15 protein-coding genes are annotated in these 13,054 nt (G+C 49.0%); 5 read left to right on the top strand and 10 right to left on the bottom strand.

Annotated features, from left to right (window positions below):
* Positions 1 to 71 precede the first annotated feature (71 nt).
* Positions 72 to 470, top strand: coding sequence for a hypothetical protein (locus EDD73_RS06040; RefSeq protein ID WP_131918885.1), 399 nt, complete (start codon positions 72 to 74; stop codon positions 468 to 470).
* On the opposite strand, the gene EDD73_RS06035 is transcribed toward EDD73_RS06040, so the two are convergent.
* The 4 genes from EDD73_RS06035 to EDD73_RS06020 form a co-directional block, all read right to left on the bottom strand.
* Positions 406 to 729: a hypothetical protein gene (locus tag EDD73_RS06035; protein ID WP_131918884.1), complete on the bottom strand. Its 324-nt coding sequence runs from the start codon at positions 727 to 729 to the stop codon at positions 406 to 408. The two genes, EDD73_RS06040 and EDD73_RS06035, sit on opposite strands and share 65 nt — an antisense overlap.
* Before the next feature lie 121 nt (positions 730 to 850).
* The gene (locus EDD73_RS06030) at positions 851 to 1,075 is read right to left on the bottom strand and encodes a helix-turn-helix domain-containing protein (protein ID WP_131918883.1); all 225 of its coding nucleotides are present in this window, start codon (positions 1,073 to 1,075) and stop codon (positions 851 to 853) included.
* Between the two features lie 36 nt (positions 1,076 to 1,111).
* Positions 1,112 to 1,381 (bottom strand): hypothetical protein, encoded by a 270-nt coding sequence (locus EDD73_RS06025; protein WP_131918882.1) that lies wholly within the window; start codon positions 1,379 to 1,381, stop codon positions 1,112 to 1,114.
* A gap of 100 nt (positions 1,382 to 1,481) precedes the next feature.
* Positions 1,482 to 1,706: a helix-turn-helix transcriptional regulator gene (locus tag EDD73_RS06020; RefSeq protein ID WP_131918881.1), complete on the bottom strand. Its 225-nt coding sequence runs from the start codon at positions 1,704 to 1,706 to the stop codon at positions 1,482 to 1,484.
* Between the two features lie 179 nt (positions 1,707 to 1,885).
* Between EDD73_RS06020 and EDD73_RS06015 the strand changes: the two genes are divergently transcribed.
* The 4 genes from EDD73_RS06015 to EDD73_RS06000 all read left to right on the top strand — a co-directional run bounded on the left by EDD73_RS06015 (position 1,886) and on the right by EDD73_RS06000 (position 5,911).
* The gene (locus EDD73_RS06015; RefSeq protein WP_131918880.1) at positions 1,886 to 2,266 is read left to right on the top strand and encodes a helix-turn-helix domain-containing protein; all 381 of its coding nucleotides are present in this window, start codon (positions 1,886 to 1,888) and stop codon (positions 2,264 to 2,266) included.
* 100 nt (positions 2,267 to 2,366) lie between these two features.
* The gene (locus tag EDD73_RS06010; RefSeq protein ID WP_131918879.1) at positions 2,367 to 2,693 is read left to right on the top strand and encodes a hypothetical protein; all 327 of its coding nucleotides are present in this window, start codon (positions 2,367 to 2,369) and stop codon (positions 2,691 to 2,693) included.
* A 111-nt stretch (positions 2,694 to 2,804) separates the two neighbouring features.
* Positions 2,805 to 4,406, top strand: a complete 1,602-nt coding sequence (locus EDD73_RS06005; protein WP_131918878.1) for a restriction endonuclease — start codon at positions 2,805 to 2,807, stop codon at positions 4,404 to 4,406.
* 290 nt (positions 4,407 to 4,696) lie between these two features.
* The gene (locus EDD73_RS06000; protein ID WP_131918877.1) at positions 4,697 to 5,911 is read left to right on the top strand and encodes a tyrosine-type recombinase/integrase; all 1,215 of its coding nucleotides are present in this window, start codon (positions 4,697 to 4,699) and stop codon (positions 5,909 to 5,911) included.
* Positions 5,912 to 5,996: 85 nt separating this feature from the next.
* Here EDD73_RS06000 and groL read toward each other — a convergent pair whose 3' ends face one another.
* The 6 genes from groL to EDD73_RS05970 form a co-directional block, all read right to left on the bottom strand.
* On the bottom strand, positions 5,997 to 7,634 hold the full coding sequence (groL, locus tag EDD73_RS05995) for a chaperonin GroEL (protein ID WP_131918876.1): 1,638 nt from the start codon (positions 7,632 to 7,634) through the stop codon (positions 5,997 to 5,999).
* 78 nt (positions 7,635 to 7,712) lie between these two features.
* Entirely contained in the window at positions 7,713 to 7,997 is a 285-nt protein-coding gene (groES, locus tag EDD73_RS05990; protein WP_131918875.1) for a co-chaperone GroES, read from the bottom strand.
* Positions 7,998 to 8,241: 244 nt separating this feature from the next.
* Entirely contained in the window at positions 8,242 to 9,102 is an 861-nt protein-coding gene (locus EDD73_RS05985) for an ATP-binding protein (RefSeq protein WP_131918874.1), read from the bottom strand.
* 29 nt (positions 9,103 to 9,131) lie between these two features.
* The gene (locus EDD73_RS05980) at positions 9,132 to 9,449 is read right to left on the bottom strand and encodes an STAS domain-containing protein (protein WP_131918873.1); all 318 of its coding nucleotides are present in this window, start codon (positions 9,447 to 9,449) and stop codon (positions 9,132 to 9,134) included.
* A gap of 22 nt (positions 9,450 to 9,471) precedes the next feature.
* Complete coding sequence (locus EDD73_RS05975) at positions 9,472 to 11,355, bottom strand: DUF342 domain-containing protein (protein ID WP_131918872.1); 1,884 nt, start codon at positions 11,353 to 11,355, stop codon at positions 9,472 to 9,474.
* A gap of 36 nt (positions 11,356 to 11,391) precedes the next feature.
* Positions 11,392 to 12,990 carry a methyl-accepting chemotaxis protein gene (locus EDD73_RS05970; RefSeq protein WP_131918871.1) on the bottom strand — a complete coding sequence of 533 codons (1,599 nt, stop codon included), beginning with the start codon at positions 12,988 to 12,990 and terminating at the stop codon, positions 11,392 to 11,394.
* Positions 12,991 to 13,054 lie beyond the last annotated feature (64 nt).

Here is a 13,054-nt window from a genome sequence, read left to right as displayed (position 1 = left end):
GGAATGCCACATCCCTTGTCGAAATGGTAGTTGCTCAACCAATCACTCGACGAGGAAGGGGGTGTGTCAAAATGAATCAAATCGAAATCCGCTATGCGATACTTGAAGACCTGTATGATCAGGCTGTTGCGTCAGGCCGACTTAAGGTCAACATATCCGAAAAATTGTTGGATAGCTTCAAAGCCGAAGGATTGGCGGATACCTCGATAATTTTCAACCTTCGTTACCTTGAGGACAAAGGGTTGTTGTCCGTTGACTGGGGCATGCAGCAGAGAATTTTCGGCATTAAACTGACCGCCGAAGGATGCGACATCGTTGAATTCTCTCGACTGGGTTCATCTGTAGACTCTCAGGACAAAGAAACTCGTTTTAGCGAATTCATGAGCCGGATTGTGAACTCCGGGATTAACGTTCTGGAGAATTCCGCAGTTGGTCTAGTAAACTTGGCCTTGTCGAAGCTTCTTGCTTGATTTCCCAGGAGACCTCCCGGCTACCCTCCAGCAACAGTTCCACGGGACCAATGACCTTTTTTATCGGCGACATCCTCGCAACATCCTCGACGACCCTCAGGCAATCCGTTACCTCATCTATGGACAAACCGTATTTTTCGATTAACCCAAGAATTTCGTTCACGCACGGCTCGACTTTATTGATGTCCGGGCAGTACTTACGAACCTTTGGCTGCTCTGGAACTTGCACTTCCGGAGCGGCCTCTTTTTGTTCTGTCATCTTGTCCCACCTCCAACATTAACCTTCGCCCCTAACGCCGGTGGCTGGCTTGCACGTCACTTGCACCAGTCGCACCCTGATGCTGGTTTGCACTACTTGTCCACTGTGACAACCGGGGCTACTAGGCCCCGGCGCTTTGTATCTTCTTAGCCTCTATCCACGCTAGAAAATCCACTTTCGTAGCCCGTTTGGAGGCGCCAATTTCAAAGCTCGGTATACCGCCTACACCGGGACTCATTTTGAGCAATTCGTATACCCGCCGACGAGATATACCCAGAAAGTTTGCAATGTGCTGCGCGGTAAGCACATCAGGAAGATCGTCTTGGCGAACGATTTTTTGTGCCATCTGTACACCTTCTTTCTTAGCCAGTATCAGACTGTGTTACCGAAGCATCCCTAACGCTTTTGCGAAAACCTCGATGTCGTAAATCGTGAGGTGCTTAACTTCAGGGGTATCATCAGTTCCCGATGAAACGAGTATGCACATGCCGGCGGCTAAGTTGTTCAGGTACACATCGAACATCGCATACTCATTATTGCTTCCGGTATAGCCGTCGGTTTTTACCAGCGAGTAACCTTTTTCCAAGAATTCATCTACCCGTTCCCGCGTCTTTGGCGGCACCTGGTCGATATATGCGTGGATGTAGGCCATACAACCACCCTCCCCTCGTATAAACGAATTACGCCTCAGTACCCGTATGGCGATTTGCACCAAACCTAAATTGTGGCCAATCGCTTGACTCTCGCCGTGGTCAATAAATCCCCCCTTTCGTTTGGTTCGTTTCGACACAATCGGATTCAAAAAAAAGAGTCCAATTGAACCCGAGGGCTGACGCCACTTTTTTCGCTGTCTCGACGCTGGGATTACGAATACCACTCTCAAGCTGGGTATAATACGAGCGATCGATATTGGCTAAATCAGCAACTTGTTGGTGTGTGCGTTCTCCCCGGTATTCGGTTAGCCACGTCCTATTCATCTTGCACCCCCTTTTTGTTGCGTTTCGCAACAACTGACCCAATTTTACCGTGTCACTTTGCAACAGTCAACACTTTTTGTGACGATTTGAAAAGTTTTTGTTTACCTGTTTCGATGTTGCGTTTTGCAACGTATAATAAACGTGTAACTAGAAATCGTGAGGGGTGGAGGTGACAAAAGATGTTGTCAAAACAATTGAAAAAGCTGCGCATCGAGTCAGGGAAGACGCAAGAAGAATTAGTAAAGGAGTTGAATATGAGCAGGGACACTTATGCAGGTTACGAAACTGGCCGCCGCTCCCCTGACTATGCTACGCTGAAACAATTTGCCGATTACTATAGCGTCACCACCGACTTCCTTCTTGGGCGAATCGCCCCTGATACGGTAATTAAACAAGCTATCGGAGACGATAAAGAACTACTTAGCTTTTTCGAGGAACTACGAACCAGGGATGATCTACAACTTCTCTTTAAGCAAGTGCGCCCCATGTCGCCGGGGGACATCAAGAAAATTGTCAGGGTTATCAAAGCCATCGAGGATGAAGAAACACAGGAATCATAAAAGTAAGGAGAGATTGTCCATACGCTCAATTGAAGCGGAAGATGAAATTAACGCACTTCGCCGGGCAAAATAAGGAGCGTTGCACAAGGAGGAGCAGACGTTGCAAGTTTCAATCCTTGACAAACAACTACTTCGCAGCTTAACTGATGAACAAATCCCTTTTCACGAAGTTATGAACGCGTACGGAATCCGGACAAGCATCGCCAACCTGCCGGCCAGCGTGCACGCCTTTGTTTATGTCAGCAGGCGCGGCAATTATCATCTCGTGATGAACGGCAATATTAACGCAGAAACGCAGTACCGTGTTTTTGTACATGAAATCAAACATATTGTCTTCGACCTACCAACAGTCGGCTATATCGTTGGCATCGATATGCAGCATTCAACTATAGAAATTGATGCAGAAAAATTTGTAATAGCGAAATAAAAAACACCCTTGCGGGTGGTTTTGTGTTTTTAAAGGAGTTTTCGACATAATACGACTTTTTTCAACACTTTATTATTATTCTAACTACGCGAATGGAGGCGCAGATGTGTCATGGGACGAAGAAAAGGATTTATCGGTCTAATTGATGCAATGGCTAGAGATGCTGCTCGTCAAGCGAGACAAGCTGAAGCGGAGAAAAAACGACTCGAGAGAGAATATAAAAGATTACAAAAAGAGCGCGCTCGTTCAGTTGCGCTTTCGACAAAGGAAGCAAAACAGCGCTACCTTCTGTCGCGTGAAAACGAAGTAGAAATTATGAATGATACCCTTAACGACTATATCGATGAACTAAAAAAAATACTAACCCATACGCTTAGCAAAGACGACACCATTTCATTTAAGTCATTGCGGTTGTCTACTAAGTATCGCTCTTTTAAGCCACCAACTAACTTGGCCAAGTCGTTAAATCCTCCAGTGTTAGAAGATTATTTAAGCAAAGTTGTCGCCCCTGATTTTTTAGCAAAACTTTTACCGGGTGCAGAAAAACGCTATAAACAATCGCTGAAAGCTGCCGAGGCTCAATATAAAGTAGCATTAAATAAATACGAGCAAGAAGAAAGTGAACGCAAACGCCAACTTGCCAAACTGGAAGAAGAATATGAAAAAAGTAAACAAGAATATTTAATCAAAGCCGAAGAAAGAAACCAAGAGGTCGACGAATTAGAGGCTCTTTATCTCGCTCACGACAAGGATACTGTCGTAACGTACAACTCAATGGTGCTCGAACGTTCTGAGTATCCAGATGGATTTCCGCAAAATTTTCGATTGACTTACGATCCGGAATCTAAGCAACTGCTAATCGAATATGAATTACCACCTAAAGAAGTTATCCCTACAGAACAAGAGTATAAATATGTGAAGTCCAAAGATTCGATTAGCGATAAAAAACGCAAAAATAATGAAATTGCGGAATTATACCAAGATATGATCGCCGCTGTAACACTTCGTACGATTCACGAAGTATTCGAAGCTGATCAATGCAACTCTTTGCTTCTAGTGGTTTTTAATGGCTACATTTCAGCGGTGGATCCAGCTACCGGAAAAGATATAGTGCGATACGTTGTTTCTGTTAGAGTAACAAAAGATGCCTTCTTAGATTTGAATCTTGAAAAACTTGATAAACTCGTCTGCTTAAGAAACTTAGGAGCCCAAGTCTCCCCACGGCCGGCAGAATTGCTTGCGGTTAAACCGATTGTTGAATTTAACATGGTTGATAAACGGTTTGTTGAAGAAAGCGATATACTGAGTTCTTTGGATGCTCGACCCAACCTTATGGATCTAAATCCCTTTGAATTTGAGAATCTAGTAAGCAACCTTTTTGGCCGCATGGGGCTTGAGACGAAATTAACCCGCTCCTCGAAAGATGGGGGAGTAGATGCAGTTGCCTTTGACACACGGCCGGTTATAGGCGGTAAGGTTGTTATTCAAGCCAAGCGTTATAAAAATGTAGTCGGCGTATCCGCTGTTAGGGACTTATACGGAACCATGATGAACGAAGGGGCCAACAAGGGGATATTGGTCACCACTAGTAATTACGGACCTGATGCGTACGAATTCTCAAAGGATAAACCAATTGAATTGATCGACGGCGGCGGACTTTTGTATCTTCTTGAACAAAACGGGACGAGGGCAAGAATAATTTTTTCCGATTAAGCCCCTTAAAATAATAACGACGGAGGTTTTTTCATTGAGTTGGTTCGTAATTACGGAGGTCGTAAAGGCCCACAGAATGCCCTAGAACGCCCCTTGTACGGAGGTGAAGCCTTGAGAAGCAAAGGGCTTTTTTCGCGCCCATATCGCTCACTGGGCAAGCTACAGCGGCATGCCAAACATAAAAAGCCACCCGCAAAATAATGCAGGTGGCTTTTGTTCAAATGTATCTAACAAAATGAGAATTGCAAGACTACTAAGATGTCCTACCCAAATGAAAGGAGCTGATTTCCTTGAAAGGATACTTCCGCCGCCGCGGCTGTAAATGCGGTAAGAAAAAATGCACTTGCGGTGCTAAGTGGTCTTTCACCATCGACATCGGGATCGACCCCGCAACCGGTGAGCGCAAGCAAAAAACGAAAAGCGGATTTGCAACAAAAGCCGAAGCAGAGGCTGCGGCAGCCGCCCTTATCCTGGAGATACAGGACGGCACCTATGTCAGTGAAACGAATATCCTGTTCAAAGATTTTGCCCAAGAATGGCTATCGTTTTACAAAAACACCGGAAATGTAAAGATAAGCACGGTACGGGTACGCCAACACGAATTGGACAAGCTGATGCCTTATTTTGCGAATCTCAAAATCAAAGACATCACGAGCAAAATGTATCAATTGGCGTTAATCGATTTGAAAGAACAAGGGTTCGCCAGTAACACGATCAGCGGCATCCACACCACCGGCCAGATGCTATTTAGGAAAGCCATTGAGTTTAATCTGATCAAAACAAGTCCGGCTCAGTTCGCCAAGTTACCACGTACCCAAATCACCGTTGAAGAGATCGAACAAAACAAAGACGTGCCCAAGTACTTAGAAAAAGATGAACTGCGCCGCTTTCTAAAAACGGCCAAAGAAAAGGGCCTAGATCGGGACTACGTAATCTTTCTTACGCTTGCCTATAGCGGTATACGCGCTGGTGAGCTTTGCGCCCTGAAATGGCCTGACATCAACTTCGATGAGGGCACCATTAGCATCACGAAAACGTTATACAACCCAAGTAACGTTGTTCCGGATTACAACCTGCTGACCCCAAAAACAAAAAAATCAATACGCAAAATCGAAATGGATCAAACCGTTATGGATGAGCTAGCCAGACATAAGACGCAGCAAAACACCTTGAAGATGAAATACCGTGATACGTACTATGATAAGAACTTTGTTTTTGCGAAATCCGGCGATAACCATCGCGGCTACCCCGAGCTGGTCAAAACCATTGAAATCCGAATGAAGCGGCTGCTGAAGCTCGCAGGACTTAACGAAAAACTTACCCCGCACTCCTTACGCCATACCCACACGTCACTGCTGGCCGAAGCGGGTGTAGGCCTCGTCGAGATCATGGACCGGCTCGGCCACGCCGATGACCAGACAACCAAAAACATTTACCTCCACGTAACGAAGAGCATGAAAAAAGAGGCTTCCCAAAAGTTCAGCGAACTCATGAGAAGCCTCTAATCATACCTTCGGATGTGGTCAAAATGTGGTCATTGGCTTAGTGTAAGTGGAAAAACCCTTTGAAATCAAGGGTTTGAGCCCTCTCTTACATCATGCCGCCCATGCCGCCCATGCCGTCCATGCCGGGGGGCATTGCCGGAGCTTCTTTTTTCTCGGGCTTGTCAGCGACGATCGCTTCGGTGGTGAGCAGCATCGCTGCGATGGAAGCAGCGTTTTGCAGCGCCGAGCGGGTCACTTTAGCCGGGTCAACGATACCGGCAGCGATCATGTCTTCATACACTTCGGTCGCTGCGTTGAAGCCTTGGCCTTTGGGCAGGTTGCGGACTTTTTCAACGACAACGGAACCTTCGTAACCGGCGTTGTTGGCGATTTGACGGAGCGGTTCTTCCAGCGCACGGCGGATGATGGCCACACCGGTTTTTTCGTCAGCAATTTCCGGTTTGATATCGTCAAGAGAAGCTTGGATGTTGACCAGCGCCGTACCGCCGCCAGGAACGATCCCTTCTTCCACAGCTGCACGAGTTGCGTTCAGGGCATCTTCGATGCGCAGCTTTTTCTCTTTCAGTTCCGTTTCGGTGGCTGCACCGACTTGGATGACCGCTACGCCGCCAGCCAGTTTGGCCAGACGCTCTTGCAGTTTTTCTTTGTCGAACTCAGAAGTGGAGTCTTCGTATTGACGACGGATTTGGGCGATACGAGCTTCGATGTCAGCTTGTGCACCCACGCCGTCGACGATGATCGTTTCTTCTTTGGAGATGCGCACTTGACGGGCTTTGCCGAGCATTTCCATCGTAGCGTTTTCCAGTTTGAGGCCCACTTCTTCGGAAATCACACGGCCACCGGTGAGGACAGCGATATCTTCGAGCATCGCTTTGCGACGGTCGCCGAAGCCAGGCGCTTTGACAGCGACGCAGGTGAAGGTGCCGCGCAGTTTGTTGACCACCAAGGTTGCCAGCGCTTCGCCTTCGACATCTTCAGCAATGATCATCAGTTGACGGCCGCTTTGAACAACGCGCTCCAGCACAGGCAGGATGTCTTTGATCGCCGAGATTTTCTTGTCGGTGATCAAGATGTAGGGATCGTTGAGCACAGCTTCCATTTTGTCAGCGTCGGTGATCATGTAGGGGGAGATGTAACCACGATCGAAGTTCATACCTTCGACAACTTCCAGGTCAGTGGTGAAGCCTTTGGATTCTTCCACGGTGATGACGCCGTCTTTGCCCACTTTTTCCATTGCTTCGGCGATCAAGCTACCGATGGTAGCGTCACCGGCCGAGATGGATGCAACTTGGGCAATCGCTTCTTTGTTTTCGATCGGCTTCGCTACGGCTTTGATTTCTTCCACCGCACGAGCAACGGCTTTTTCGATACCGCGTTTGAGAACCATCGGATTGGCACCGGCAGCTACGTTTTTGATGCCTTCGCGGATGATCGCTTGGGCCAAGATGGTCGCTGTTGTGGTGCCGTCACCGGCGACGTCGTTCGTCTTGGTAGCTACTTCTTTAACGAGTTGGGCGCCCATGTTTTCGATGGGGTTTTCCAGCTCGATTTCTTTGGCGATGGTTACACCGTCGTTAGTGATGAGGGGCGAACCGAATTTCTTTTCGAGAACTACGTTGCGGCCTTTCGGTCCTAAGGTCACTTTAACGGCCTCGGCCAGTGTATTGACGCCTTTTTCCAATGCACGGCGTGCTTCTTCATTAAACACAGTAATTTTAGCCATGGGAGTTATCAACCTGCCTTTCAAATCGTAGAGTCACTTTGGTAAGCGTACTACTTGCAGAATCAACGATGGAGCAGCTTACAGTTTGGCGAGAATATCGCGTTCGTTGAGAATCAAATACTCGGTACCTTCCAGTTTGATTTCGGTGCCGGAGTATTTGCTGTAAATGACACGATCGCCTACAGCGACTTCTAAGGCGGCACGTTGCCCGTTGTCGAGCATACGACCTGCACCTGCTGCTACAACTTCACCTTGCTGGGGTTTTTCTTTAGCCGTGTCCGGCACGATGAGGCCACTGGCCAATTTTTCTTCCGCTTCCAACGGTTTTACGACCACGCGGTCAGCTAAGGGTTGAATGTTCATGCGAGACGTACCCTCCTTAAAATGCTTCAAAAGGTAGTTTCGTTGTTAGCACTCACCTTCACTGAGTGCTAACACGTTCAAGTAATATGATAGTGAGGACGCAAGGTAGATGCAACCAGCTCCACAGGCGCTGAGAGCGATTTATCTCTCCCAATTAAATATTTCCCATCTTTTTTGCCAATATACACCGCTTATCTTGATTTTACCCTCGGGAATGGAAAAACCGGCACAGTTGCCCGGCCGGTTACGCAATTTCGATCTTTTTTTCCAGAAGTATCACAGTTCCATGCCCACCGGTATACAAGTAGAGGCGATCCATCTTGGTCAGCATGATCGTAAAACCAGAACCATGCGAATCTTTCGTTGAATAATGATCCAGCAACGTCGCTTTCGGCAGTTCTTCTAAAGTGATGCCGCTGCCGTGGTCGCTGACAAAAAAACGCACTTTATCGCCGTCCACCCGTAACTGATAACTCACTTGCCGGGCATGCTTAAATCCATTGGCCATGGCTTCCGTATAGGCGAGCACGATCCCGTACATCTGTGCCCTCGGCAGCGCTACCCAGGAACTCAGCCACGCTTGTACCGCTTGGCGTACTTGGCTCATCTGAGCCGGTTCATGCAGTTCATCGCCCATCACCCAATCGCCGGCTTGCATCAAATGCCCCATGGCCGATTCCGTGATCAAGTGGAGCCGCCCTTGCGTGGCCGCGATAATCACATCACGATAGATGGCCCGTTCTCGCTGTTGATTTTGACGCTCATGTTCCCGTACATACGTCACATCGATGGCTAACAGGCTTCCTTGTCCGGGCCCTTGCGGCAAGCAATGTACATCGTACCAGTGCTGGCCAAGCACCAGCAATTCCCGTTGCGGTGATTGATCACGATCGGCACGCTCGATCAGATCATACAAAAAAAAACGGGGAAAGAACACTGGTTCTTTACCCACCGGCTGTACTCGTCCTTGCCCATACGTCCAAATCTGTCCGACGCGCAAATGGTTCAACAATTGCGCCTTTTCCCACTTTGCTTCGAGCTTGGCCCCCTGAATCGGGTTACCGCACTCCGTAAGCGGCACGCCGGGCAAGCTTTTTGTATCCATCCCCCGTCACCTCTTTGCCTTAGCGGTGCTTATGCTCCGCTTGCCCTATCGTTTTTCAATAACTCAAAGAGACCCATCAAACGCATCACTTCCGCCAACTCCTCGTGACAATGGATGACTTGGCATTTGATGGCTTGTTTTTGGCTTTGCATGATCAGGCGAATCAATTTGCCAATACCCGTGGAATCGATGAAGGGTACCTTTTGCATGTCAAAGACGATCAAGGTACAATCGGCGGGAATTGCGGCGGTCACTTCACGGAAAAACTGATCCGCCACGGCCATATCCAATTCACCGTCAATCGCACACCACAACTCGGTTTCCCGAACAGTGCATTGTAGTTCCATTACTTTCCCTGCCCTTCTCCTGCTAGCGAATCACAGGCCCTCGTTCCGGATCATTCACGAACAAAATATGTTGCCGGTGAACCATGTTCTTGAGGCGAAACCGCTCCATGTGTAGCGTCACATTGGGCCACAAATGATCGGCCTGCAACGCTCCTTCGGTACCGATCGTCACTTCGGTCGGTACTTCTGCTTCGGCACCGACTTCGGCCGCATGAATCGAACCGCGAGCAATGATCCGCCCACCGCGGCAAGTACCTTGAATGACGATATCCCGACCGGCCAGCAACTCCGACTGGATCACCCCTTTGCCATGCACGGTAATCGTACCGGTTGCTTCAATGCGACTCGATTGGGTTTCGTTCAACGTGATATGGGCTACTTCCGTCACCATCGCAGCCAGTGAGGCCATCACTTGCTGGATCGCTTCATGAAAATGTTCAAGTTCTTCAAGGCGGCGAAACCGCAAGGGCCCCAAACCCAACAAGGAATGGCGGATCGTTTCGACCAACGTATGAACCGTATCTGTACTCAGTTCCCGGTAGAGATACTCATCGATGCGGTAGACCAGATGAGGCAGTTCTTTGTATTTCACTTCAACGAGCATTTTTAACAGCGGACCAATCCCGCTTTGTTGCAGATCTTTCACCGAAAAAGCGTTGTTTTTTTCTAAAAGTTTGATTGCATCGATGCAATCTCGCACGATATCACGAATCGGTACGAGCAGCAAAATAAGATGATTGCATCGGGCGCTTTCCCCGCCGGCTTCCACAAGCGCACCTAAGCTGTGGCCACGTACGGTGATGTGTGAGCCAGCTTTAACCAGTCCGCCAAAGACAGAACCGTGAATCAACACCATGCCGTCGGCTTGCACGACAAATCCTTGGGCCACGTTGCCGTAAACGGTCACATCGCCATGAAAGACAACATTCCCGCTTTGCATATCCACATCGCCTTTATGCTCGTAATGAGGTTGAATCACCAATACTTTGGCAATTGGCTGCCAAACGGGGCGCCCCCAGAGTGTGGCCACATAGCGATAGCCATCGTTTAATTCCCGGATCCCAAACCCAGCCTTGATCTCTAATCGCTTCCCTTGCCGTGCTTCCAACACATTGCCCCGTACATCGTAGCCAACTTGACCTTCACTCCGGCGAATCTTGATGGCCACCACCTGTCCGGGCCCAACCGATGGAATCACGCCACGATCACGAAAGTCGACAACGTCTTTTCGCGGGGAGCCGTCGTCTTGTGCCGTCGGTACTCCCTCCGTTGTTTCCGCAGGTGCTCCACCCGGTGGGGCATCGAGCGGCGAAAACCCTCGCTGGCCAAAAAACTTGAGCCGTTCATCTTGCCCATCAACAGCCGGTTTCCCTTTGGCAATTAACCAGCGTCCCGGTTTCCCTTCTTCCAGAGCCGCATTGACGCGCAGCATCCATAAAGGAACACGCACGCCGGCCTGCGTGGCCGCTGCTTGTACCTCGGCGACCGTTGGCCAACCTTCCGGTTCGGTGAGGATTTTTTCTACAGTCACATCCATCACTTGTGCCGGTCCCTGATCAGGCAGAATGTACTCTACACCATTGACCACATCGATCTGTAAATAGGCCTCCATGGCATCGTCCGAAACAATCACTTGCATGGTGATCTCCGGCATAATGCTCGGTAAGGCATAGTCAATCTTCGATCCTTCAACGACAATCTCTGGGTGTTCCACTAATTTTCCATCGACCCAAAGGGGAATCTCCTTATGTTTGATAAGTACAGCAAAGCGGCCATGCTCTTGGGCACTGCGCACTACGGGATTGCGCACAAAAAACTGACCGTTTTCCACCCAGATGGCTCCACTCAGTTTTTCCGCTTTGGTTCGAGGTTCCCATGGCCCCCGCGACGTCCCTGTCTTGCCCATCGGTGCTCACCTCCGCTCAGGGAGACCAACGATCGATTAATGTGTTCGAAAACGTGCAATCGCTTGCTCCAATTCATCGGCCAATTGCGTCAATGATTGCGTGGCCGCCGCCGTTTCCTCCGTGGCTGCTGATGTTTCTTCACTGACAGCAGCAATATTTTGCACGGCATTCACCGCGCGTTTTGACGCTTCCGCCTGATGATGGGCTGCCGCGACAATGCTGGTAATCCTTTCCGAGGTAATCTCCATCTTGCCCACAATCTCACCAAAAGCGCCTCCCGCTTCATCGGCTTGCTGGGCACCGTCGTGAACTTCCACTTTGGCAAATTCCATCTCCCGTTGAATCGTGCGAATCAGCTTGCCAATCTCCTTGGTTGCTTGCGCCGTACGTTCGGCGAGTTTACGCACTTCATCAGCAACAACGGCAAAACCTTGCCCATGCTCCCCGGCCCGTGCCGCTTCGATCGCTGCATTAAGTGCCAAGAGATTCGTTTGGCTGGCTACTTCCTCAATCACTTCCGTAATCTCACCAATTTCTTCGGCTCGCTCACCGAGATGCAAGATGCGCTGCTTGATCATTTGCATGCCTTGCACCGCTGTTTCCACTTTTGCCGCTCCCGTTTGCGCCATTTGATCGGCCTGATGAGCGGCATTCTCCGCTTCTTTCGCTTTGAACGTAACTTCTTCTGCAGCTGCTTCAATCGCTTCTACGGTCCGATAGAGCTTATCGGCTTCGGTTGCCTGGTTTGTTGCACCAACAGCCACTTGTTCCGCAGCAGCGGCAATCTGCTGCGATGCCGTGGCTACACTTTGTGAGTTGCCTTGAATCTCATTCAAGAGTGCGCGGATATTCTCGATCATTTTGGCGATCGCTCGTTCCATTTGACCTAATTCATCATTGCTTTTTCCAGCCAGAAAGGATTGTGAAAAGTCACCTTTGGCCAAAAGTTCTGCTTGCATCGCCACAGCACGTACTGAACCGGCAATGAGCTTGGCCAGAATCAGTCCAATCACCAACGCACCAGTCAAGGCAAGTGCGCTTACGGTTACGCTGATCATCCGAACCTGCTCCGCCCGCTGTTGTTGGGCAGCATAAAGCGCTTCACTGTTTCGGACGGCCGTGGCCGTGATCCGATCAATGATCGTCAGTACCGCTTCTAAGCGTTGTTCCCCTTCTCCTTTGACCAGTCGTTCCGATGCCTCGTCATGACGGCCCTGGTCAACCAAAAGGTGAATCATTTGGGAGGCTTCTAAGTACCTTTCCCATGCAGGCAAGAACTGCTGCACTTCCGCCGTTCCTTCCATCGTCAACGGATGAAGCCGCTGAAACTCATTCACATGAAGGCGGATATCCTGATCGGCTTGTTTCATTCGCTCACGATATTTGATAATTTCCGATGGTTGCATTGTAAAGACGGATTCCATCAAATTCAAACGGTAATACATGGCATCCTTACCGGCCTCTTGAATAAATGTCAGAGGCTGCAACCATTCTTTATGGAGCGTTTCCATTTCATGTCTTGATTGTTCCAGTGCATAATTAGCATATCCTGCAATTACCAACATTAAGATGCCGATAAAGGAAAAAGCTCCAATGATCTTTGTGCGAATTTTTTGATCCCCTATCCATTGCATACCGTTCTCTCCTCACACCCGGTTTTCGCCCGATGATGTCGCCCATCAACTGCAGCCACTTAAG

The sequence above is a fragment of the Heliophilum fasciatum genome, from assembly GCF_004341395.1.
GTDB classification, from domain to species: Bacteria; Bacillota; Desulfitobacteriia; order Heliobacteriales; family Heliobacteriaceae; genus Heliophilum; species Heliophilum fasciatum.
The sequence above is the reverse complement of the archived record's forward strand: the minus strand, read 5'-3'. Positions and strand labels throughout refer to the sequence as shown.